The 22,667-nt window shown below is 70.0% G+C and carries 23 protein-coding genes; 18 read left to right on the top strand and 5 right to left on the bottom strand.

What is annotated here, in order from left to right:
• Positions 1–119 precede the first annotated feature (119 nt).
• From ACZYZ3_RS07675 to ACZYZ3_RS07655, 5 genes are read left to right on the top strand one after another with little or no spacing between them, the layout of a single operon-like run.
• Positions 120–3,830, top strand: coding sequence for a nitrate reductase subunit alpha (locus tag ACZYZ3_RS07675; protein WP_463963235.1), 3,711 nt, complete (start codon positions 120–122; stop codon positions 3,828–3,830).
• Entirely contained in the window at positions 3,830–5,563 is a 1,734-nt protein-coding gene (gene narH, locus ACZYZ3_RS07670) for a nitrate reductase subunit beta (protein WP_463963234.1), read from the top strand. Before ACZYZ3_RS07675 ends, narH begins: the two co-directional genes overlap by 1 nt.
• Complete coding sequence (narJ, locus tag ACZYZ3_RS07665) at positions 5,560–6,180, top strand: nitrate reductase molybdenum cofactor assembly chaperone (RefSeq protein WP_463963233.1); 621 nt, start codon at positions 5,560–5,562, stop codon at positions 6,178–6,180. Before narH ends, narJ begins: the two co-directional genes overlap by 4 nt.
• 2 nt (positions 6,181–6,182) lie before the next feature.
• On the top strand, positions 6,183–7,010 hold the full coding sequence (gene narI / locus ACZYZ3_RS07660; protein WP_463963232.1) for a respiratory nitrate reductase subunit gamma: 828 nt from the start codon (positions 6,183–6,185) through the stop codon (positions 7,008–7,010).
• A gap of 50 nt (positions 7,011–7,060) precedes the next feature.
• Positions 7,061–8,281, top strand: coding sequence for an MFS transporter (locus ACZYZ3_RS07655; protein ID WP_463963231.1), 1,221 nt, complete (start codon positions 7,061–7,063; stop codon positions 8,279–8,281).
• Between the two features lie 17 nt (positions 8,282–8,298).
• Here the strand turns inward: ACZYZ3_RS07655 and ACZYZ3_RS07650 are convergent, their stop codons facing one another.
• Entirely contained in the window at positions 8,299–9,636 is a 1,338-nt protein-coding gene (locus tag ACZYZ3_RS07650; RefSeq protein ID WP_463963230.1) for a DUF445 domain-containing protein, read from the bottom strand.
• A 50-nt stretch (positions 9,637–9,686) separates the two neighbouring features.
• Here ACZYZ3_RS07650 and ACZYZ3_RS07645 point away from each other — a divergent pair, with 50 nt between their 5' ends.
• Positions 9,687–10,586, top strand: a complete 900-nt coding sequence (locus tag ACZYZ3_RS07645) for a glycerophosphodiester phosphodiesterase (protein WP_463963229.1) — start codon at positions 9,687–9,689, stop codon at positions 10,584–10,586.
• 32 nt (positions 10,587–10,618) lie between these two features.
• On the opposite strand, the gene ACZYZ3_RS07640 is transcribed toward ACZYZ3_RS07645, so the two are convergent.
• Complete coding sequence (locus ACZYZ3_RS07640) at positions 10,619–12,211, bottom strand: ABC transporter permease (RefSeq protein WP_463963228.1); 1,593 nt, start codon at positions 12,209–12,211, stop codon at positions 10,619–10,621.
• Positions 12,204–13,163, bottom strand: coding sequence for an ABC transporter ATP-binding protein (locus ACZYZ3_RS07635; protein ID WP_463963415.1), 960 nt, complete (start codon positions 13,161–13,163; stop codon positions 12,204–12,206). Before ACZYZ3_RS07635 ends, ACZYZ3_RS07640 begins: the two co-directional genes overlap by 8 nt.
• A gap of 42 nt (positions 13,164–13,205) precedes the next feature.
• Between ACZYZ3_RS07635 and ACZYZ3_RS07630 the strand changes: the two genes are divergently transcribed.
• The 5 genes from ACZYZ3_RS07630 (at position 13,206) to ACZYZ3_RS07610 (ending at position 15,694) form a co-directional block, all read left to right on the top strand.
• A complete protein-coding gene (locus tag ACZYZ3_RS07630) occupies positions 13,206–13,649 on the top strand; it encodes a DoxX family protein (RefSeq protein ID WP_463963227.1) in 444 nt (147 codons plus the stop codon).
• Positions 13,613–14,386: an AzlC family ABC transporter permease gene (locus tag ACZYZ3_RS07625; protein ID WP_463963226.1), complete on the top strand. Its 774-nt coding sequence runs from the start codon at positions 13,613–13,615 to the stop codon at positions 14,384–14,386. The genes ACZYZ3_RS07630 and ACZYZ3_RS07625 overlap by 37 nt, the downstream gene beginning before the upstream one ends.
• Entirely contained in the window at positions 14,383–14,694 is a 312-nt protein-coding gene (locus tag ACZYZ3_RS07620) for an AzlD domain-containing protein (protein ID WP_463963225.1), read from the top strand. Before ACZYZ3_RS07625 ends, ACZYZ3_RS07620 begins: the two co-directional genes overlap by 4 nt.
• An 83-nt stretch (positions 14,695–14,777) precedes the next feature.
• A complete protein-coding gene (locus tag ACZYZ3_RS07615; RefSeq protein WP_463963224.1) occupies positions 14,778–14,969 on the top strand; it encodes a hypothetical protein in 192 nt (63 codons plus the stop codon).
• Positions 14,969–15,694: a GAF and ANTAR domain-containing protein gene (locus ACZYZ3_RS07610; RefSeq protein WP_463963223.1), complete on the top strand. Its 726-nt coding sequence runs from the start codon at positions 14,969–14,971 to the stop codon at positions 15,692–15,694. Before ACZYZ3_RS07615 ends, ACZYZ3_RS07610 begins: the two co-directional genes overlap by 1 nt.
• Positions 15,695–15,698: 4 nt before the next feature.
• On the opposite strand, the gene ACZYZ3_RS07605 is transcribed toward ACZYZ3_RS07610, so the two are convergent.
• Both ACZYZ3_RS07605 and ACZYZ3_RS07600 read right to left on the bottom strand, forming a co-directional pair.
• The gene (locus ACZYZ3_RS07605; RefSeq protein ID WP_463963222.1) at positions 15,699–16,115 is read right to left on the bottom strand and encodes a YkvA family protein; all 417 of its coding nucleotides are present in this window, start codon (positions 16,113–16,115) and stop codon (positions 15,699–15,701) included.
• A 5-nt stretch (positions 16,116–16,120) separates the two neighbouring features.
• Positions 16,121–16,753, bottom strand: a complete 633-nt coding sequence (locus ACZYZ3_RS07600) for a TetR/AcrR family transcriptional regulator (RefSeq protein WP_463963221.1) — start codon at positions 16,751–16,753, stop codon at positions 16,121–16,123.
• Between the two features lie 164 nt (positions 16,754–16,917).
• Here ACZYZ3_RS07600 and ACZYZ3_RS07595 point away from each other — a divergent pair, with 164 nt between their 5' ends.
• From ACZYZ3_RS07595 to ACZYZ3_RS07565, 7 genes are all read left to right on the top strand, one after another.
• On the top strand, positions 16,918–17,265 hold the full coding sequence (locus ACZYZ3_RS07595; protein WP_463963220.1) for a thiamine-binding protein: 348 nt from the start codon (positions 16,918–16,920) through the stop codon (positions 17,263–17,265).
• An 86-nt stretch (positions 17,266–17,351) separates the two neighbouring features.
• On the top strand, positions 17,352–18,029 hold the full coding sequence (locus ACZYZ3_RS07590; protein WP_463963219.1) for an O-methyltransferase: 678 nt from the start codon (positions 17,352–17,354) through the stop codon (positions 18,027–18,029).
• Between the two features lie 166 nt (positions 18,030–18,195).
• Positions 18,196–19,302 carry an acyl-CoA dehydrogenase family protein gene (locus ACZYZ3_RS07585; protein ID WP_463963218.1) on the top strand — a complete coding sequence of 369 codons (1,107 nt, stop codon included), beginning with the start codon at positions 18,196–18,198 and terminating at the stop codon, positions 19,300–19,302.
• Positions 19,296–20,729, top strand: coding sequence for a PIG-L family deacetylase (locus ACZYZ3_RS07580; protein WP_463963217.1), 1,434 nt, complete (start codon positions 19,296–19,298; stop codon positions 20,727–20,729). Before ACZYZ3_RS07585 ends, ACZYZ3_RS07580 begins: the two co-directional genes overlap by 7 nt.
• A 5-nt stretch (positions 20,730–20,734) precedes the next feature.
• Positions 20,735–21,529 (top strand): glycosyltransferase family 2 protein, encoded by a 795-nt coding sequence (locus tag ACZYZ3_RS07575; protein WP_463963216.1) that lies wholly within the window; start codon positions 20,735–20,737, stop codon positions 21,527–21,529.
• 299 nt (positions 21,530–21,828) lie between these two features.
• Positions 21,829–22,230: a VOC family protein gene (locus tag ACZYZ3_RS07570; protein WP_463963215.1), complete on the top strand. Its 402-nt coding sequence runs from the start codon at positions 21,829–21,831 to the stop codon at positions 22,228–22,230.
• Positions 22,231–22,438: 208 nt separating this feature from the next.
• On the top strand, positions 22,439–22,667 hold a 229-nt coding region (locus tag ACZYZ3_RS07565; RefSeq protein WP_463963214.1), incomplete at its 3' end, for a cation-transporting P-type ATPase.

Raw genomic sequence — 22,667 nt, 5'->3', positions numbered from 1 at the left:
GCCCTGCCTGGAGGCGGCCACCTGCCCTGACTGGAGGCGGCCACCCGCCCTGACTGGCGGGATTTGCCCAGTGCCGTAAGGCCCTGTCCGGGCCGGAAACGGCAACCTAGCTTGGGGTCATGACTGCCGGAGAATCCGCGGGGTTAGACGGACCCGCCTCGGACGCAATGTTGAAGCTGGGCCGATTTTTCACGAAATGGGACCAGACCGAGGACGGCAGGGCGGTGTTCCGGGAGGGCGGCCGCAAGGGCGACATCTTCTACCGGGACCGCTGGAGCCACGACAAGGTGGTGCGCTCCACCCACGGGGTGAACTGCACCGGCTCCTGCTCCTGGAAGGTGTACGTCAAGGACGGCATCATCACCTGGGAATCCCAGCAGACCGACTACCCCTCCGTCGGACCGGACAGCCCGGAATACGAGCCGCGGGGCTGCCCGCGCGGCGCGGCCTTCTCCTGGTACACCTACTCGCCCACCCGGGTCCGGTTCCCCTACGCCCGGGGCGTCCTCGTCGAGATGTACCGCGAGGCCAAGGCCCGGCTGGGCGACCCGGTGCTGGCCTTTGCCGACGTCGTGGGGGACCCGGAGCGGCGCCGCCGCTACCAGCTGGCCCGCGGCAAGGGCGGCCTGGTCCGGGTCTCCTGGCAGGAGGCCATCGAAATCGCGGCTGCCGCCCACGTGAACACGATCAAGAACTACGGGCCGGACCGCTGCGCCGGCTTCTCGCCGATCCCCGCGATGTCGATGGTCTCGCACGCGGTCGGAACCCGCTTCATCCAGCTGATCGGCGGGGTGATGACGTCCTTCTACGACTGGTACGCGGACCTGCCCGTGGCCAGCCCGCAGGTCTTCGGGGACCAGACCGACGTCCCGGAATCCGGCGACTGGTGGGACGCGGGCTACCTGATGATGTGGGGCTCCAACGTCCCCGTCACCCGGACCCCGGACGCGCACTGGATGGCTGAGGTGCGGTACCGCGGCACCAAGGTGGTCACGGTCAGCCCGGACTATGCGGATAACACGAAGTTCGCCGACGAATGGCTCCCTGCCCAGGCCGGAACCGACGCGGCCCTGGCGATGGCGATGGGCCACGTCATGCTTAGGGAATTCTTCGTTGAGCGTGAGGTCCCGTTCTTCTCCGACTACGTCCGCCAGTACACGGACCTGCCGTTCCTGGTCCGGCTTGAACGGCGCAACGACGGCACCCTCACGCCGTCGAAGTTCCTCACGGCCCGGGACATCCCGGCCGAGTCCCTGGCCGAGGACGCGGCGTTCCGCACCGTGATGTTCGACAAGAAGGCCGGCCGCCCGGCGGTTCCGAACGGCTCCATGGGGTTCCGCTACTCCGGCACCGGCGAGGGCAAATGGAACCTGGACCTGGCGGGGATCGAACCGGCGCTGTCGCTGCGCGAAGTCTCCTCTGCGAGCGCCGAGATCCTGCTGCCCTGCTTCGAGGAGGCAGACGGCACCGGCAGTGTGCTCCGCCGCGGGGTGCCCGTCCTGGAAGTGGAGGGCCAGCTGGTGACCACCGTATTCGACCTCATGCTCGCCCAGTACGGCGTCGGCCGCCCAGGGCTGCCGGGGGAGTGGGCCGCCGGCTATGACGACGCCGCGACGCCCTACACCCCGGCCTGGCAGGAGGAGATCACGTCCGTCCCCGCGCAGGCCTGCATCCGGGTGGCACGCGAATTCGCCCGCAACGCCGAGCAGTCCAAGGGCCGGTCCATGATCATCATGGGCGCCGGGATCTGCCAGTGGTTCCACGGCGACACCACCTACCGGGCGGTGCTGGCACTCGTCATGCTGACCGGTTGCATGGGCCGCAACGGCGGCGGCTGGGCCCACTATGTGGGACAGGAGAAGACCCGGCCGGTCACCGGCTGGCTATCGCTGGCCAATGCCCTGGACTGGTCACGCCCGCCACGGACCATGATCGGCACCGGCTACTGGTACATGCACACGGACCAGTGGCGGCAGGACGGCTACTCCGCGGACGCGCTGAAGTCCCCGCTGTCCACCGGGGCCATGGACGGCATGCACACCGCCGACGCGCTGGCCCAGTCCGCCCGGCTCGGCTGGATGCCCTTCTACCCGCAGTTCGACCGCAACCCGCTGGACCTCGCGGACGAGGCTGAGGCCGCCGTCGCCGCCGGGACGGCGAAGGACACCCCCAGCTTCATCGCGGACGCGCTGAAGAACCGCACCCTGAACCCGGCGATCGAGGACGTGGACGCCCCGGAGAACTGGCCGCGGACGCTCGTGCTGTGGCGCTCCAACCTGTTCGGCTCCTCCGCCAAGGGCAACGAGTACTTCCTGCGGAACCTGCTGGGAACGCACAACAATGTCCTCGGCAAGGACCACGCCGAAGGCCTCAAACCCCGGGACGTGAAATGGCACGATCACGCACCCGAAGGGAAACTGGACCTGCTGGTCTCCGCGGACTTCCGGATGACCTCCACGACCCTGCTGTCCGACGTCGTGTTCCCGGCCGCCACCTGGTACGAGAAGCATGACCTGTCCTCCACCGACATGCACCCCTTCGTGCATGCCTTCACCCCGGCGATCGACCCGCCATGGGAGACCAAAACGGACTTCGACATGTTCCACCTGCTGGCCCAGGAGTTCTCCCGGATGGCCAAGACGCACCTGGGCGTGCGCCGGGACCTGGTCAGCGTGCCGCTGCAGCACGACACGCCCGGCCAGCTCGCCCAGCCCGGCGGGATCGTCCGGGACTGGCGGGACACGTCCATCGCCGCGGTCCCCGGGCAGAACATGCCCGTTTTTTCCGTCGTGGAGCGGGACTACACCGCCATCGCGGACAAGCTGGCCGCCGTCGGACCGCTGGCCGACAAACTCGGATTCACGGTCAAGAACGTCACCTACAAACTCGCCGGCCCCCTGGACCGGCTCAGCCGCTCCAACGGCGTGATGCTCGGCGGCGCCGTGGACGGCCGCCCCGCGATCGACACCGACGCGAAAATGGCCGAGGCCATCCTGGCCTTCTCCGGCACCACCAACGGCGCACTGTCCGTGCAGGGCTTCAAAGACCTGGAAATCCGCACCGGGAGGAAGCTGGCGGACCTCTCCGAGGGGTCCGAGGAAAAATTCATCACCTTCGCCCAGACCCAGGCCGGCCCGGTCCCGGTGATCACCTCCCCGGAATGGTCCGGCTCCGAAACGGGCGGGCGGCGCTACGCCCCGTTCACCATCAACATCGAACGGCTCAAGCCCTTCCACACCCTGACCGGGCGGATGCACTTTTTCCTCGACCACGACTGGATGATCGACATCGGCGAGGCCCTGCCGATCTACCGGCCGCCGCTGGACATGCACAAGCTCTTCGGCGAACCCAGACTCGGCCGGGACGGGGCCATGGAGGTGGTGGTCCGCTACCTGACCCCGCACTCCAAGTGGTCCATCCACTCCGAATACCAGGACAACCTGCTGATGCTCTCGCTCTCCCGCGGCGGGCCGACGGTCTGGATGAGTCCCGCCGACGCGGACGCCATCCAGGTCAAGGACAACGACTGGGTGGAGTGCCTGAACATCAACGGCGTCCTGGTGGCCCGGGCCATCGTCAGCCACCGGATGCCGGCCGGCGTGGTCTACGTCCACCACGCGCAGGAACGCACCATCGACGTGCCGAAGTCCGAGGCCACCGGGCGCCGCGGCGGCATCCACAATTCCGTGACCCGGCTGCTGGTCAAACCCTCACACCTGATCGGCGGATACGCCCAGCAGGCCTACGCGTTCAACTACCTCGGCCCCACCGGGAACCAGCGCGACATGGTCGCCACCGTCCGCCGTCGCTCCCAGGAGGTGCAGTACTGATGCGTGTTATGGCTCAAATGGGCATGGTCATGAACCTGGACAAGTGCATCGGCTGCCACACCTGCTCCGTGACCTGCAAGCAGGCCTGGACCAACCGTGCGGGCACCGAATACGTCTGGTTCAACAACGTCGAAACCCGCCCCGGCCAGGGGTATCCGCGCCGCTATGAGGACCAGGACAAATGGCAGGGCGGCTGGGTGCTGAACAAACGCGGCAAGCTGGTCCTGAAGGCCGGCGGCCGGGTCAAGAAGCTCTTCGGGATCTTCGCCAGCCCGGTCCAGCCCGAGCTCAAGGACTACTACGAGCCGTGGACCTACGACTACAAGACCCTCGTGGACGCGCCCCTGGGCGACGATTTCCCGGTGGCCCGGCCCAAGTCCCTGATCACCGGGAAGGACACCAAGATCACCTGGTCGGCGAACTGGGACGACGACCTGGGCGGTTCCACCGAGTACGGGCACCTGGACCCGATCGTGGAAAAGGTCCGGCGCGAATCCGAGGACAAGATCAAGTTCGCCTACGAGCAGACCTTCATGTTCTACCTCCCGCGGATCTGCGAACACTGCCTGAACCCCTCCTGCATGGCCTCCTGCCCCTCCGGTGCGATTTACAAGCGGGTGGAGGACGGGATCGTCCTGGTGGACCAGGACAAATGCCGCGGCTGGCGGCAGTGCGTCACCGGCTGCCCGTACAAGAAGATCTACTTCAACCACAAAACCGGCAAGGCCGAGAAATGCACCTTCTGCTACCCGCGGGTGGAGGTGGGGCTGCCGACGGTCTGCTCGGAGACCTGCGTGGGCCGGCTGCGGTACCTGGGGCTGTTCCTGTACGACGCCGACGCCGTCACGGCCGCGGCATCCGTCACGGACCCGCGGGAACTCTACGACGCCCAGATGGACGTGCTGCTGGACCCGAACGACCCCGCCGTCCAGGCCGAAGCCCGGGCGCAGGGCATCCCGGAAGACTGGATTGACGCCGCGCGGCGCTCGCCGGTCTACGCCCTGGCCAAGGTCTACAAGGTGGCCCTACCGCTGCACCCCGAATACCGGACCATGCCGATGGTCTGGTACGTGCCGCCGCTCTCGCCCGTGGTGGACCTGCTGCGCGACCAGGGGCACGACGGCGAGGACGCCGGCAACCTCTTCGGCGCCATCGACGCGCTGCGCATCCCGGTGGAATACCTCGCGGAACTCTTCACCGCCGGCGACGCGGACCGGGTTACCGCGGTGCTGAAGAAACTCGCGGCCATGCGCTCCTTCATGCGCGGCATCAGCCTCGGCAACGACCCCGACGACTCCATCCCCGAAGCTGTGGGCATGGACAGCCAGACGATGTATGAGATGTACCGGCTGATGGCCATCGCGAAGTACGAGGAACGCTACGTCATCCCCAAGGCCCACGTGGAACAGGCACATGACCTGGAAGAGATGGGCTGCTCGCTGGACTTCGACGGCGGACCGGGCATGCAGGATTCCGCCCCTTTCGGCGAAGCCAGCGGAAGACCCGTCCCGGTGGCGGTGGAAACCTTCAACGCCCTGCGCGACCGGCAGACCTCCGGCGCGGCGCCCGGCGAAACCACCCTGCGCGGCCGGGTGAACCTGCTGAACTGGGACGGGACGGGGGCTCCCTCCGGGCTCTTTCCGGAAAAGGCGCTGGTCCCGGACAAGGCGCTCTTACCGGAACAGGAACCCGTGCCCGGCCCCGGCACCCCGGCGGACGGGGGGCGGGCATGAGCCGCCGCGAGCAGGTGGTCTACCTCGCGGCGTCCTGGTGCCTGTCCTACCCGGACGAGGACCTCATCGGCAAGGTGCCTCTCATGCGGGCCGCGCTGGCGGAGTTCCGCGGCGCCGCCGCGGACTTCCAGGAGGTGCTGGATTCGCTGGAATCCACACCGCCGATGGAGAGCCAGGCCCACTACGTGCGCGAGTTCGACCTCGGCAAGCGCCACGCCCTGCACCTGTCCTACTGGACGGACGGGGACACCCGGCGCCGCGGCGAAGTCCTGGGCACCTTCAAGAAAACCTACCGGCAAAGCGACATCCTGGTGGACACCCACGGGGAACTGCCCGACTACCTGCCAATGGTGCTGGAATACGCCGCCCTCGTGGACCTCGCCGCCGGCCGTGAGCTGCTGACCCGCTTCCGGCCGAGCCTGGAGATGCTCCGGTTCGGGCTGCTCGGGGACGGGCTCCCGCACGCCCGGATCCTGCAGGCCATCTGCGCCACGCTGCCCGGGAAGTCGCCGGCCGACGCGCAGGCCGTGATGCGGATGGCCGGCTACGGTCCGCCCGCCGAAGCGGTGGGCCTGGACCCGTACGACCCGCGCCTGCTGCCCGTGAAGGGGGCCTGAGAATGCTGGTGTCCGAAACCGAGCCCCGATCCGCCGTCGAACTCTCCGCCCTGGACATCGTGCTCTGGGGCGTCCTGCCCTACATCATGGTCGTCGTGCTGGTGGGCGGCCTGATCTGGCGCTACAGGTATGACCAGTTCGGCTGGACCACCAGGTCCTCCCAGCTCTACGAATCGCGGCTGCTGCGGATCGCCTCACCCTTGTTCCACTTCGGCCTGCTCGCCGTGATCGCCGGCCACTTCTTTGGCCTGGTCATCCCGATGGCGTGGACCCAGGCGGTGGGAATGAGCCAGGACTTTTACCACTTCAACGCCCTGTTTGTGGGCGGCATCGCGGGGGTGGGGACCCTGGGCGGGATTCTGCTGCTGATCTACCGCCGCCGCACCACGGGGCCGGTCTTTATGGCCACCACCAGGAACGACAAGACCATGTACGTGGTGCTGACCGCCGCCATCGTGTTCGGCCTGTGGACCACCCTGGCCAGTGTCTTCGAGGGCGGGCACGGCCACAACTACCGCGAGACGGTGGCCCCGTGGTTCCGCTCCCTGTTTGTCCTCCAGCCGGACCTGGCGGCCATGGCGGCCGCGCCGTTCTCCTTCCACCTGCACACCCTCGTGGGCATGGCCCTGTTCATGATCTGGCCCTTCACCCGGCTGGTCCATGCCTTTACCGCCCCGTTCCACTACCTTTTCCGTCCCTACATCGTCTACCGCTCCCGGGACCGGGACGGCAGCAAGGCGGGGGCCCCGGCGTCGCGGGCGTCCAACGTCGCGGCCCGCCGCGGCTGGTCCGCCGTTGGAACCCGCGACCGGGACACCCGGAACCGCTGAACCGTGCCGCTGCCCGGCGCGCAACCGATGTCGAACTGAGAGGACCACCAGTGGCCGGATCCGAGCCCCTTCCGTCGGCCGCCCCCGCCGGGCGGACCCTGAACCTCGTGCTCGCCACCTCGGCGTCGGTGGCCGGCTTCTGGGCCTGGAACTCGGTGGCCACCCTCGGCGCCTTCTACACGCAGACCCTCCAGCTCACCCCGGCCGCCACCGGCGTGCTCGTGGCCATGCCCGTGTTCGTCGGTGCGCTGGGCCGGATCGTCGTCGGCACCCTGACGGACCGGTACGGCGGCCGGGCCATGTTCACCTTCGTGCTGCTGGCCTCCATCCTGCCGATCCTGCTCGTGGCTGTCGGCGGGCTCCTCGGTTCCTTCGCCCTGGTGCTGGGTGCGGGGCTGTTGCTGGGCGTCGCCGGAACGGTCTTCGCCGTCGGGATCCCCTTCGTGAGCGCCTGGTACGAGCCCTCCCGGCGCGGCTTCGCCACCGGCGTTTTCGGCGCCGGGATGGGCGGCACGGCGCTGGCCGCCTTCCTGAACCCGCGGCTGGTCGCCGGGATCGGTTACTTCCCCACGCACCTGCTGATCGCCGGGATCCTCGCGGTCATGGCGGTCCTGGTCTGGTTCCTGATGAAGGAAGCCCCGGGCTGGACCCGCAACAACCTCCCCGTCCTGCCCAAGCTGGTCGACGCCGCGAGGACCCCGATCACCTGGAAGATGTGCTTCCTCTACGCCGTGGTCTTCGGCGGCTTCGTCTCCTTCGCCACCTACCTGCCCACCTACCTCCGCGACGTCTACAGCTTTGACCCCAGCGGCGCCGGGGCCCGCACCGCCGGCTTCGCGCTGGCGGCCGTGCTGGCCCGGCCGGTGGGCGGCGTGCTCGCTGACAAGTTCGGGCCCAAGCCTGTGGTGATCACCTCACTGGCAGGTGTCGCGGTCCTCGGCTGGGTGGTGAACCTGCAGCCCGGCGGCGAGGTCCCCGCCGGCCTGACCTTCGTCGCCATGGCGGCGGCGCTGGGACTCGGGACCGGCGGGGTCTTCGCCTGGGTGGGCGTGCTCGCCCCGCCGGGGAAAGTCGGCAGCATCAGCGGGGTGGTCAGCGCCGCCGGCGGCCTCGGCGGCTACTTCCCGCCGCTGATCATGGGAGCGACCTACGACCCCGCGACGCACAGCTACTCGATCGGGCTGCTGCTGCTGGTGTTCACGGCGCTTGCTGCGCTGGTCTTCACGATCTTCGCCGTCCCGGGCCGGACCAAGGCGAAGGTCGCCGCCTAGGCGGGAGCCCAGGAGTGTCAGCCGAAGGCCAGATGCGCCACGGTGAAGATCGCGAGCCCGGCGAGCGCGCCCACCACGGTGCCGTTGATCCGGATGAACTGCAGGTCCTTGCCGATCTGGAGTTCGATCTTCTGCGAGGTCTCCTCGGCATCCCAGCGGGCCACCGTGTCGGTGATCACGCCCGCGATGTCCGAGCGGTACGTCTTCACGAGGTACCCCGCGGCGTCCCCGATCCACTTGTTCACCTTGCCGGCCAGTTCGGGGTCAACCACCAGCCGGGTGCCGAAGTCATGCACGGCGGCTTTGAACCGCACGGTCAGCTCGCTGTGCGGATCGTCGACGGCGGAGAGCAGCGCGGCCTTGATGGTCCCCCAGGTGCGGGAGGCGAGTTCCCGGATCTCGGGATCGCCCAGGACCTGGGCCTTGATGCCTTCGGCCCGGGCGATCATCACGGGATCATGCTGGAGGTCCTGTGCGAGGTCCTTGAGGTATTTGTCGATCGACAGGCGGACCTGGTGCCGGGGGTCGGACTGCACGGCGCGGGTGAACTTCAGGATCTCCACGTAGACCTTGTCGCCCACGAGCCCGTCCACGAACGACGGCACCCACGTCGGGGAACGGTCGGTGACCAGCCGGTTGACTGTTTCCTGGTTGTCCCGCACCCAGTCCACCGTGCGGTCCACGAGCACGTCCACCAGGGCGTGGTGGTGGCCGTCCTCGAAGATCCGCTGGGCGACCCGGCCCACCGGCGGACCCCACGGCGGGGCGAGCAGATGCCGGCGGACCATGCCCTCGATCACGGCCTGGACGTCGTCGTCGTTGAGCACGGTAAAGGCGCCGCGGAGGACCGCGGCGCCTTCCTTGGCGACGCGCTCGGCGCCGCCGGGCCCGGAGAGCCAGGCCCCGGCCTTCCGGGCAATGTCGACCGAGGCCAGTTTTTCCTGGACCACCTGCTCGGAGAGGAAGTTGGTCTCCACGAATTCGCCCAGCGAGGCGCCGATCTGGTCCTTGCGCTGCGGAATGATGGCGGTGTGCGGGATTTTGAGGCCCATCGGGTACTTGAACAGCGCCGTCACCGCGAACCAGTCCGCGAGGGCGCCGACCATGCCGCCTTCGGCCGCGGCCCGGACGTATTCCAGCCAGGGGTACTGCTTCTGCAGGGCGAAGGCGACCACAAAGATGATCGCCATCAGGACCAGCAGCGAGAGCGCCAGCAGCTTCATCTTCCGCAACGCGGAGGCCTTCTCGGCGTCGCCGGCGGACACGGTGTGGCGGCGGGAGGCACCGCCGGCCGCGGCGGCTCCGGCGTCGCTGTGGCCTTCCGGACGGGTACTTGGCTCAGTATTCACCTGCATGTGCCCAGCCTAGCCCCGCTTGGGCAGCGGCTGTCGGCTAACGTGGCAGCATGACGACTGACCAGTCCACCGCAGCCCGTCCGCTGGTCTACGCCCACCGCGGTTCAAGCGGCGCGTTCGCCGAGCACACCCGGGCCGCCTACCTGCAGGCCATCGCCGACGGCGCCGACGGCGTCGAGTGCGACATCCACCTCACCCGGGACCAGCACGCGGTGCTCCTGCACGACGCCAACCTGGACCGCACCTCCGACGGGACCGGACCGGTTGCGGACCGGACCCTCAACGAGCTCCGGCAGCTGGACTTTTCCTCCTGGAAGGGCGTCAGGATCCCGGACGAATACGGTGCCAGGTCCACCCAGCTGCTGACGCTTCCGGAGCTGCTGGTCCTGCTGCAGGCCGCGGGCCGGGAGATCGGCCTGGCCATTGAGCTCAAGCACCCCAGCCCCTTCCAGCTCAAGCTGGAGGACCGGGTCCTAGAGGTCCTCCGGTCCCGCGGCTGGGACCCCGCCACGTCTCGGCTCGGCAGCATCACGGTGTCCTTCATGAGCTTCAGCCCGGATTCGGTGAAGCACCTGCTGAAATCAGTCCCGTCCGCCGCCGTATGCCAGCTCGTTGACGACGTCGACGTCCTGGAGATCCGCGAGGAGCTTGGCCTCGGGGCGATAACCGGCGGGGCGCTCGCGAACCTGATGAAGGCGGCCCAAACCGAGGCCGAGCGGATCCTGGACGACTGCGAGACCGGGCTGGCCGGACCGGGCATCGACTACGTCCGCGGGCATTCCCGGACCATCCGGCGCTGGCTGAACTCGGGCCGCCGCTTCCGGGTGTGGACCGTGGATTCGGAAGGCGACGTCGCACTCTGCCAGGAGCTGGGGATCCACGAGATCACCACGAACCGGCCCGCCCAGGTCCTCTCCCAGCTGTCGGCCGGCACCCAGACGAGGCGCTAAGCCGGCGGCCGCACTGCCAGGGGAATTTACGCTTAGGCTGCGAGATCGCGGCGGCGCCAGCCGGAATAGCCCAGCGCTGCGAGGCCCGCCGCGGCCATGGTGAGGACCACAAGCGCCGGCAGGTCACCGGAGCCTACCGGGAGCAGCGGGGAGTGCCGGAACGGGGAAAGGTCCATCAGCCACTCGGGGGCGTTCCACAGCACCCCGAATTCACCCAGCGCGACGAGGGCCAGCAGGAGACCCCAGGTTCCCCCGGCCAGCCGCGGCGCCCAGCCGAACACCGCCAGCGCCACGCTGGTGACGACCCAGGCGGCGGGTACCTGCGCGAGGGCGGCCGCGGTGCTGCGGCCTGCGACGCCGGGGTCGTTGACGGCAAAAGCGGCGCCCGCCCCGATCGATGCCCCCGCCAGCAGCAGCAGCACGGCGACCCCGGCCAGGGCAAAGACGAAGTGGCTGCTCGCCCAGCGGACCCGGGTGGTCGCCGTCCCCAGCAGGGCTTCGGTGTGGCCCGCAGCCTCCTCGCTGCGCAGGTGGTTCGCGGACGACACCCCATAAGCGGCCGCCAGCACCCCCATGATGCTGATCTCCGCGGCCAGGAAGGCCTCCGTCAGAGCCTGCCGGCCGCCCATCAGCTTGATCAGGTCCTGCGCGTTTGGCGAGCTCAGCAGCTCTCCCACATTGCTGGCCAGGGATCCGATCACGACGCCGAAAAGGACGAACGCCACGGCCCAGGCCAGCAGCACCCGGTACTGCAGCCGCACGGCCAGGTCCCAGACGCCGGCGAGGGAACCGACCGCCGGCCCGGGGCGCCCGGCGCGGAGCCCGGCGCCAAGATCGCGTCGGGCCCGAAGCGCAAACGCTGCCGGGACCAGCACGAGGCAGAGGCTGACCGGGAGCGCCAGCACCCACCAGCGGTCCCCGGCGAACGCCCGGACCTGCTGGTTCCAGCCGATGGGCGAGAGCCAGGAAAGCACCGAGGGGCCGGGTTCGGCCAGGTCCCCGACGGCGCGGAGCGCGTAGGTGACGGCCACGAAGCTGATGCTTAACCCGGTCGCGGCCCGGGCGCTGGCGGTCAGCTGGGCCGCCAGTCCCGCCACGGCACTGAATGCCATCCCCGTGGCAGCCCAGCCCAGCCCGAAGGCGAGGGAGCCGAGGGCCGGCAGCCCGCCGGCCGCCAGTGCGGCCGCCGAAAGCACACCGAGGACCACGTTGGCGCCGAGGCTGATGGTGAGCGCTGCCGCCAGCGGGGCGTCACGGCCCAGCCTTCCGCCGCCGAGCAGCTCCAGGCGTCCGGTCTCCTCGTCGCTGCGGGTGTGCCGGATGGTGAGGACGACCATGAGGACGGCGAGGATGGCGGTCATGAACGCGGTGTATTTGATCAGCGAGAGCGCACCGATGGAGGCCGGATCGTAGATCCGTCCGAACAGGGCCACCATCGAGGCAGTAGCGTTCAGCACGGTGGAGGCCTCGACCCGGCTCGCCGTATCCGGGTAGAGTTCGGCTCCGGCCAGCGCCGTCGAATAGGCGATCAGGGCAAAGCCGAGGATCCAGACCGGAAGCAGCCAGCGGTCCCGCCGCAGTCCGAGCCGGAGCAGGACGCCCGTTCCGGCCAGGGTCTCAGGCATCGCCGGCCTGCCGTCCGCCCCGCCCCGGGGAGCCGGGACCGCCGGGCGCGGTGCCGATGGCCGCGGCCGGAACCCCGGCGGCGATGTCGCCGTAGTGGCGCAGGAACAGGTCCTCCAGCGTCGGCGGCTGGCTCGTGAGGGACTTCAGTCCCGCCGTCGTCAGGGCCTGCATCAGGTGGGTCAGCCCGCCAGGCTCGACCTGCGCGCTGACCCGGTGGTTCGTCACGACGACGTCGTGGACGCCGGGCAGGAGCTCGAGCCCGGGAGGCACGGTGGCGACGTCGGCGCTGACCGAGGTGCGGGTCAGGTGCCGCAGCTGCTCCAGCGGTCCGGTCTCCACCACCTTCCCGGCGCGGATAATGCTGACCCGGTCGGAGAGCGCCTCGGCCTCGCTGAGGATATGGCTGCTCAGCACCACGGTGCGCCCCTGCGCGCGCAGTTCCCGGACGCAGCCGCGGAACGCGTCCTCCATCAACGGGTCCAGGCCGCTCGTCGGCTCGTCCAGCAGGAACAGCTCGGCGTCCGTGGATAGGGCAGCTACGAGGGCCACTTTCTGCCGGTTTCCCTTGGAGTAGGTGCGCGACTTCTTTGTGGGGTCCAGCTCGAACAGTTCCAGGAGCCGCCCGCGGCGCGCCCGGTCCTGGCCGCCCTGCAACCGGCCCAGCAGGTCAATCACTTCGCCGCCGGTCAGGTTCGGCCAGAGGGCCACGTCCCCCGGAACATACGCAAGCCGCCGGTGCAGGGTCGCCACCTCGCGCCAGGGGTCCAGTCCCAGCACCCGGATGGACCCCGCAGTGGAGCGCAGGAGCCCGAGCAGGAGCCGCAGGGTCGTGGACTTGCCGGATCCGTTGGGGCCGAGGAAACCGTGCACCTCGCCGGCCGCCACCTCGAAATCCAGTCCGTCCAGGACGGACAGGCACCCCTGCGGAAAGTCCCGTCTTTCGCGCGGCAGCCGCGGTTAGCAGGGGCTCCGTGGCTGTGATTGAGTTGTTCCATGCCTTCTCGCTGGTCCGGCCGGGACACCCAGACGCTCTCCGCCGCGGGGATGAGCGCCCTGCTGCTGGCCAGCGCCGCGAAGCACTTCGACGATCCCGGTTTCTTCGCCCCGGTGGTCCCGGACTTCCTCTGCCGCGACGACACCGGCGATCGCGCCAACGGCCCCCTCGCCGTGCTGTCCCGGGTGGAATGGGTGGCGCTCAGCGGCCTGCTTGAGGCGGGCACCGCCGTCGGTCTCCTGATCCCGGCGACCCGCCGTGCCGCCGCCGGCTGCGTCGCGGCCATGTTCACCGCCTTCCTCGCCGGACACCTCGACGCGCTGCGCAAGGCGTATGGCCCGGACGGGACGCCCGGGCAGCGCCGCGCGCACACCCTGCGGCTGCCGCTGCAGGCGCCGCTGATCGCATGGGCCTGGAGTCTGCGGAACCTGGCCCGGCGGTGAGGCTCCTGCAGTCCCCGGCCGTCCGCGTCGGGCTGTCCATCAGCATCGCTACCGGCCTCTATGGCGTGTCTTTCGGCGCGCTGTCTGTCACCTCCGGGCTCGACTTCTGGCAGACCATGGCGTTGAGCCTGCTGCTGTTCAGCGGCGGCTCGCAGTTCGCCTTCATCGGGGTGGTGGCCGGGGGCGGCTCCGGCGTCGCCGCGATGGGTGCGGCCACCCTGCTGGGCATGCGCAACGGGATCTACGGCATGCAGATCAACGCACTGCTGCGGCCGCGCGGCTGGCTGCGGTTCGCCGCCGCCCACGTCACCATCGACGAATCGACCGCCACGAGCACGGGACAGACTGACCCGCTCGAACAGAAGCGGGGCTTCTGGACCGCGGGGCTGGGCATCTTCGTCCTCTGGAACCTGTTCACCGCCGTGGGCGCGCTGGCCGGAGCGTCGCTGGGGGATCCCAAGCAGTGGGGACTGGACGGTGCCGCCGTCGCGGCGTTTTTGGGCCTGCTCTGGCCACGGCTCAAAGGCCGGGAGCCGGTGGCGATCGCCGTCGTCTGCGCCCTGGCCACCGTGCTGGCCGTGCCGTTTGTGCCCGCCGGGGTGCCGATCCTGGTGGCCGCGGTTGTGGCCGCAGCCATCGGCTGGTTCAGCCATGGCCGCCGCGACGAAGGGCTGGAACCGGACGTGGACCCCTACGCCGAACACCCGCACGGGCGTCCCTCTGGAGACGCCGCATGAGCCTGTGGATGTGGCTGCTGCTCTCCTGCCTGCTGGCCTACGCCTGGAAACTGCTGGGCTATCTGGTCCCGGCCAGCGTGCTGCGTGACCCCCGGATGTCCCGGATCGCCGGGACCATGACCATCGGGCTGCTGGCGTCCCTGACGATCGTGAACACCGTGGCCTCCGGCCAGACGCTGGTGCTGGACGCCCGGCTGGGGGCACTGGCCGCGGCCGGCATCGCATTGCTGCTCCGGGCACCGTTCCTGGTGGTCGTCCTCGCCGGGGCCGGCGCGGCAGCCGGACTCAGGCTGCTGGGCTGGGGCTAGCAGCTCCGGCACCTCCCGGCGTACCGCTCCGTAACGGTCTTTAGTCCCTATTTGCCGCCAGGGCCCCGTGGGAGCATTCGGATATGAGCGACAACGAGGATCCGGATACCCCTGCGCCCGGCAAGGGCCAGCATTCCAAGCAGCACGAGCCGTTCGTTCCGCCGGGTGCCGAGTCCACCCGGGAACTGCGGGAGACGGCCCGGCGCCGGCGGGAGGCTGAGGAGAAGCTGCAGCACCACCTGCAGGCGGCCAAAGAGAAGCCGGCGGAGGATTGATGCTCCGGGCCCGGCTCTCGGAGCGACTGCAGGACATCCTGCTCGACAACGAGGCGCTGGAGGAATTCCTCCGGCAACTGTCCGCGCTGGCCGCCGAGTTCGCCGCAGCCGAAACGGGCCGCCCGGTGCTGTGCTCGGTCCGGCTGGCCCGGCGCCGCCAGCGGACGGTCCTGGCCGGCAGTAGCCGGGAGGCGCTGGCACTGGACACCCTGCAGGACGGTGTGGCGGAGGGCCCGGGGCTGGAGGCCCGGGAGACCGGACTGGCGGTGCTGGTCCCGGACACCACGATGGATCCCCGGTGGAGGCGCTACCAGCGGGCCGCCGCCCAGCGCGGGAACCGCAGTATTCTCGTGATAACGCTGCTGGCGGACCGGGACGCAACGGCCATCCTGACCCTCTCCTCGACGTCCCCCGAGGCGTTCGACGACGGCGCCGTGGCAGCCTGCGGGGCGCTCGCGGTCCGCGCCGCCAAGGTGCTGCGCCTGGCTGTCCGGTTGGACGCCGCCAAAGGCCTGAACCGGGACCTGCTGCAGGCCATGCGCTCGCGCACCGTAATCAACCTGGCCACCGGTATCCTCATGGCACAGAGCCGCTGCTCGCAGACCGAGGCGTTCGAGCTGCTGGCCAAGGTCTCCAACACCAGGAACGTCAAGCTCCGGGTCATTGCCGAGGAGATCCTCCGCAGGTTCGACGGCGGTCCCGCCGGAACGGCCTTCAGCGCCTAAACGCCTACCGCGGGGCCCCGAGTCCGGCGAGCCTGAGGATGAGCAGCAGCCCGTCGGGGGTCCCGGGCCAGTGCTGGCACACCGCGGCCTCGCCCGCCCGTGCGATCACCGAGCGCAGCACGAGGGCCACAATGATCACGTCGTCCGCGTAGCCGATCACGGGCACGAAGTCCGGCACAACATCGATCGGCGAGAGCAGGTAGGCCAGGAGCAGTGCCAGCCGAATCCGCACCCCGGCGCCCAGGGACCTGTCAGCGAGCAGCCGGCGCAGGAGCCGCAGCAGGTCCGGCAGCAGCCGCAGCGCGTCCTTCATCGCGACCGTTTCCGGATGCCGGCGCGCATAACCCCACAGGAGGGCCAGCAGGACGGCGTAAACCAACAGCACGCCGCCCACGGCGCCCGCCACGGTTTCCCATGACACCGGTACTAGCCGAGGAAGGAGTCGAACGCCGTGCCCGGCAGCGGCGCCTGCGGCGGCAGCGGCCGGTTCGGGCGCTCCGTGCGGATGGCGTCCTCGACCAGGGCAACAGGACGGCGCCAGGCATCCGAACCGGCTTCCATCGTGTCCACAACACCGATCAGCATGGCCAGCAGGCGGATCAGGTCCGTCATCGAAATGTCGCTGCGCAGGGATCCCTGGCCCTGCCCGCGGCCCAGGAGCACGGCCACGGATTCGATCAGGTCGCCCGTGATCCCGGTGAGGAGTCCGCGCCGGCCGGCGACGGCTCCCAGCAGATTGGCCTCTTCGCTGGCGACGCCCATCAGCGCGTCAATGACGCGGAAGAGCCCGTCCGCGGCGTCCGGCCCGGCGAGGGCCTCCTCGATGACCGGGTCGACCAGCAGGCCGAGCTGGCGGTGCAGGGCTGCGAGGACCAGCTCTTCCTTGTCGGCGAAGTTCCTGAAAAGCGTGGCCGGACCGACGCCGGCCGTCACGGCGATGGTCTGCAGCGGCACCTCGGGGCCGTGCTCCCGGAAGCACTGGCGGGCGGCGGTAATGATCTTGTCGACATTCCGCGCGGCATCGGCGCGGAGCGGCCTGCGGTCTGCTACCCGGTTCATTTGCTCAGGTTAGCAACGCAAGGCCCGGGCGGGGAGGTTACTTCCGGGTATTGATTAATGTGACGGGGCCGGTCGCCGCTCCGGGGCGTGGCCCGGTCCCGGAGCGGGGCATTTCCTGGCTCCGTTCGGGCCGTCGAGGCTTTCGCACGTGAAAGACTGGTGCCATGTTGCTTGCATTCTCTGTCGCACCCTCAGGCCGTCCAGCACGCACGGCCGATGACTCGCCCGCCGGTTCCGCGGCCGTCCCGGCGGACGAGGCGTCCGTCCACGACGCCGTCGCCGAAGCGGTGCGGATCGTCCGGGAGTCCGGCCTGCCGAACCACACCGACTCGATGTTCACCACGATCGAGGGCGAGTGGGATGAAGTCTTCGACGTCGTAAAGCGGGCCACCGAGGCCGTGGGCCGCTACGGCAGCAGGGTCTCCCTCGTGATCAAGGCGGACATCCGGCCGGGCTTCACGGGCGAGCTGACCGGAAAACTGGACCGCCTGGAGCACGCGCTCGGCGACTAGCCGGCAGTGCCGCGGGCCGGATGTCCGGCCGGACCCAGCCCCGCGACGGTCTACCGCGGGAACGGGCCAGCTGGAAGACTGAGGTGATGTTCGAACATCAGCCCACCGCCCGCTGGATCGCCGTCGAGGACTTCCTGTCCGAGCTTGTGGTCCGTCCGGACGACTCCCTGAAGCGCGCGGTCACCTCCGCCCTCGAGGCAGGCCTGCCGCCCATCGAAGTCGCCCCCACCGCCGGCAAGCTGCTCAAACTGCTGGTCCAGCTCTCCGGCGCCCGCCGGGTCCTGGAGATCGGGACGCTGGCCGGCTTCAGCACCATCTGGATGGCCCAGGGGCTGCCCGACGGCGGCCGGCTGCTCACGTGCGAATACCTCCCCAAACACGCCAACGTGGCCCGCACCAACGTGGACGCCGCCGGGCTGGGCCACCTCGTGGAGATCCGGGTCGGGGCGGCACTTCAGACGCTGCAGGCGCTCGCCGACGAGGGCGCCGGGCCCTTCGATTTCGTCTTCATCGACGCGGACAAGGAAAACAACCCGCGCTACCTCGACTGGGCCGTCCGACTCGGCCGGCCCGGCACCGCCATCGTGATGGACAACGTGGTCTGGGAAGGCGCCGTGCTCGAACCCGCGATGGACGCCGTCAACGCCCCGGGCATCATCAGTGCCCTGCACATGCTGGGCGAAGACCCGCGGCTGGACGGCACTGTCATCCAGACCGTGGGCTCCAAAGGCTGGGACGGCTTCGCCCTGGCGCGGGTGCTGTAGCGGCGGTCGAGCGGGGCCGGAGACAGGGGAATTCCCAAAGTGCTCAGTGTGCTTAGATTTACTGAGCAGCCTGAACTTACTGAACTGACCGAATTTGCTGACCAGTAGCCGGGCCGGCATGGACGCCGGGGCACCAGACGCACGTGAAAGGTAACAGGCCACCGAAATGAACCGGACTCCCGATTCCCAGCGGCCCGTCGCCGTGAGGATCAGTTCTGCGCCGGAGCAGCTGGCCGGCCTCACCCCCCTGCTGGAGGCGGCCCGGTCCGCCGTCGGCGACGTCCCGGCGTTGCTGGAGCTGGCCAAAGCCGCAGCAGCAGCTGCCCCGCTGCCCGGCGGGGGCCGGACCGCGTTCCTGTGGGAGATCCTGGCTTCCGTCACGGCCGTGGACGTCGCCGCCGGACGGGCCATTGAACCCCATCTGGACGCCTCGGCGATCCTCGCCCAGGCCGCAGGCCAGCCGGCGGTGGATGGCGGGGACTGTCCGGACCGGGACGGCGGGGACTCCGACGGAGCCTGGGGTGTGTTTGCCGCCGAAGCCCCCGGGTTGCGGCTGGAGGCGAAGCCTGCGGATGGCAATTTCCAGCTGCACGGCGCCAAACCCTGGTGTTCCCTGGCCGCCCAGCTGGACCACGCCGTCGTAACTGCCCAGCTGGACGACGGCGGCCGGGCGGCCTTCGCCGTCGACCTCCACGCCCGGGGCGTCAGCTTCGAGGATCCGCAATGGACCAGCCGGGGACTCCGGGAAATCCCCAGCGGTACCGTGCACTTCGACGCCGTCCCGGCCGTGCCGCTGGGCGGTGCCGGCTGGTATTACCGCCGGCCCGGCTTCGCCTGGGGCGGCATGGGCGTGGCGGCCTGCTGGCTGGGCGGCGCCGTCGCGGTGGCCCGCGGCTTCAGGGAGTCCCTGCTCCAGGCGGCTGACGGCGGCCGCGCACCGGACCAGCTCGCACTCGCCCACCTCGGGGAGACCGACCGCACGCTCACCGCCCTGACCGGCTACCTCGCCCGGACCGCCGGACGGATCGATGCCGGGGAACTTACGGACACCGGCGCGTGGTGCGAGGCGCTCCGCGTCCGCGGCCACGTCGCCACCGCCGTCGAACGCATCCAGGCGCTGGTCAGCCAGAACCTTGGGCCCGGACCGCTCGCCTTCGACGAGGTCTACGGAAAGCGCATGGCCGACCTCTCGCTCTACATCCGCCAGCACCACGCCATGCGCGACGACGCCCAGCTTGGTGCCCTCACGCTCAAGGGGGACCACCCGTGGTGAGCTTCACCCATCAGGACGCCGGAACCGGCGAGGACGCCTGGACCGCCAGCGGACTCGCAGCCCTCCCGGAGCTGCCGCTGGACGCAGGGGAGCTCGCCGGGCAGGCGTTCATCGTCCTGGCCGCGCACCCGGACGACGAATCCCTGGGTGCCGGCGGCCTGATGGCCCGGCTGCGGGGGCTCGGCGCGCGCGTCACGGTGCTGCTGTGCACGGCGGGGGAGGCCTCCCACCCGGACTCACCCACCACGACGCCGGAACAGCTCGCCGCCGTGCGGCTCGAGGAATTCGGCGGCGCGCTGGCGCACCTGCTGCCGGACCCGGAGTGGCGGTTCCTCGCCCTGCCCGACGGCAGGCTCGCCGGTCACCGGGCGGAGGTGAAGGCGGCGCTGCAGCGGGCCATCGCTGAGGCTGCCGCCACGGGGCTGCCCGCGGAACGCATCACCCTCGTGGCCCCGTACCGGCACGACGGCCACACCGACCACGAGGCCCTGGGCTCTGCCGCGGCCGAGGCCGCCGGCGCCGCCGGCCACGGGCTGCTGGAGTACCCCATCTGGTACTGGCTCTGGGCGGACGCCACGGACCAGGCCTGGCAGTCCTGGCTCCGCCTGCCGCTGGACCCCGCCGAACAGCAGGCGAAGGCCGCGGCGATGGACTCCCACACCACCCAGGTCCGCCCCCTGTCCGGCCAGCCCGGGGACGAGGTGCTGCTCCCGCCGGCGTTCCTGGAGCACTTTGAGCGTCAGTTCGAGACGTTCGCGTGGCAGCGTCCGGCTCCCGCCGGCAACGGCGGCTCCTACGCCGCCGCCGACGCTGAGGGCGTCTTCGACGCGGTCCACACCGGAAACGACGACCCCTGGCAGTACACCACCAGCTGGTATGAACACCGCAAACGTGCCCTCACCCTCGCGGCCCTGCCGGACCTGAACTACGCGGCAGGGCTTGAAATCGGCTGCTCGATCGGAACGCTCAGTGTGGAACTCGCGCAACGCTGCGCCAGCTTCACGGCCGTCGACGCGAGCAGCGCCGCCCTGGCCCATGCCGCCCGGCGCCTCGCGCACCTGCCCGCAGCCCGGACCCGCCACCTCACCGTTCCGCAGGACTGGCCGGAGGGCCGCTTCGACCTGATCGTGGTCTCCGAGGTCGGCTACTACCTCGCTCACGGCGAGCTCGCTGAGCTGTTCGCACGCGTCCAGGCCGCACTTCTGCCCGGCGGCACCCTGGCCCTGTGCCACTGGCGCCACCCCATCTCCGGCTGGGAGCTCGACGGCGACTCCGTCCACGCCGCCGCCCGCCGCCACCTCGGTTGGGCCGACGCCGGACTCTACCGGGAACGCGACTTTCTCCTGGAAGTCCTGATCGCGCCGGAGTCCGGCGGGGAATCGGTTCCGGGCACGGCAGCGGCGCCCGTGCCGGGCCCGGAAGGCTAGGCGGCATGGCCGCCCATGCCCTGCCGCTGCCCCGCGGACACAGCATCGACCGGATCGCCGTCGTGATCCCCGCCCACAATGAGGACGGGCACCTCGGCCAGGCCCTGCTGGCAGTGCAACGCGCCGCCGACGCCCTGCACCGGGTCCGGCCCGACGTGGACGTCAGGGTGAGCGTGGTGCTGGACAGCTGCACCGACGGCTCCGCGGGCATCGCCGCCCGGTACGCCGCAGCGGACGCCCGCTTCAGCGCCCTCGAAGTAAGCTTCCGCAACACCGGCGCCAGCCGGGGCGCCGGCATCCGGGCCGCCGGGATCGGGACAGCCCGGCGCCGGCCGCCCGGCAAGCGGTGGACACCCCCGCCGTGGGCTGGCCGGACCTGGCTGGCCAACACGGACGCGGACTCCCGGGTGCCGGAAAACTGGCTCATCCGGCAGCTGGAATTCGCCGACGCGGGAGCCGACGCCGTACTCGGCTCGGTGGAACCGGACCCGGACGGGATGGACCCGGAACTGCTCCGGCGGTGGCTGGAACGCCACCCCTTCGAGGAGGGCCACCCGCACGTCTACGGAGCCAACTTCGGGGTCAGGGCCTCTGCCTACCTGGCCGCCGGAGGCTTCCCGAAGCTGTCCTCGCACGAGGACCGGACCCTGGCGCAGAGCCTCCGGAGCCGCGCCTTCACCGTGACGGCGACCGACAGCATGCGTGTGCTGACCTCGGGCCGGATCCACGCCCGGGCACCGCACGGCTTCGGGGCCTACCTGCGGACGCTGGGACGGCGCCGGCCACCGGCGGTTGACTAAGGCGGACCGAACGCGGGCCACGGCGTCATCGCGGTCTTGGATCACATTGATGCACACGGGGGGTGCGCAGAACCCGGAAGGGTCATGCGCACCCCTGAGGGAACCGGGAGTCGGCTCCGTGGTGTCAGTCGCGGACGCGATGCCCGGCGGCCCCCACGTGCTGGTAGCTGGCAACTTGTGGCCGGTTAAGGTCCTGATCATAAGTTCTAATGACGACCAGCCCGCGGCCGCGAAGTTGGCGCCAACGTGGCCTGTGGTGTTGAGGACCTGTGCGTGGGCGGTGTCGGTATGCTGTGCACATGACGGCCCCACAGCTATATGTCAGTTTCCCCGGCACGGCGCGTGAAGCACTCGGCTTTTACGCAGGCATTTTCGGCGGAGAGCTGTCCTTGTACACCTACAAGGAGTTCAGCCGCAGCGACGGCCCCCCGGATGCCATAGCTCACGGAGTTCTCGACGGCGTGGTTGCCATGGCGGGATCGGATACAGCAGCAGGCCAGAAAAGTGTCCGGCTCGAAGGTGTCATGCTCTCCCTGCTGGGGACTGCCGAACCGTCAGTTCTCCATGAGTGGTTCGACAAACTCGCTGTCGGCGGTCGAGTTGTGGACCCTCTCGCCTCGAAACCCTGGGGCGCTTCGGACGGGCAAGTCATCGACCGGCACGGACTTCACTGGCTCATCGGATACGAACCCGCGCCCTGAGCGCCGCACAGCTGCCTATCGATGCCGGATCCCGGTCGTCTCTGCGGGGCAGAGCAGGGCTCCGGCGCCGCGCCGTGACCTTTGGCCCTAACGGCCCGCACCCGCGGGGGCGCACCCTCAGTCCATGAGCTACCTGACCCGGGCCGGCCTGCGGTGTTGCGCCTAAGTAGCCCCGGCCANTCCCCCCGGGGGACCAGACGCCGGGGCGTTGCCGGGCATTTCAGGCCTGAGCTCCGCCGAGGCGGCCCGGAGGCTCACCCAATTCGGGGCGAACAGGCTGCCGGAGTCCGGCACCGTCCCCGGCTGGCGGAGGCTGCTCGGCGAACTGACCCACTTCTTTGCCATCCTGCTGTGGTGTGCCTCCGTGCTGGCCTACCTGGCGGGCATGCCGCAGCTGGCCATCGCGATCGTCGTCGTGATCCTGGTGAACGGGGTCT

The sequence above is a fragment of the Pseudarthrobacter linnaei genome, from assembly GCF_055412825.1.
Note: the sequence above shows the minus strand (reverse complement) of the source record. Positions and strands in the feature narration are given on the sequence as shown.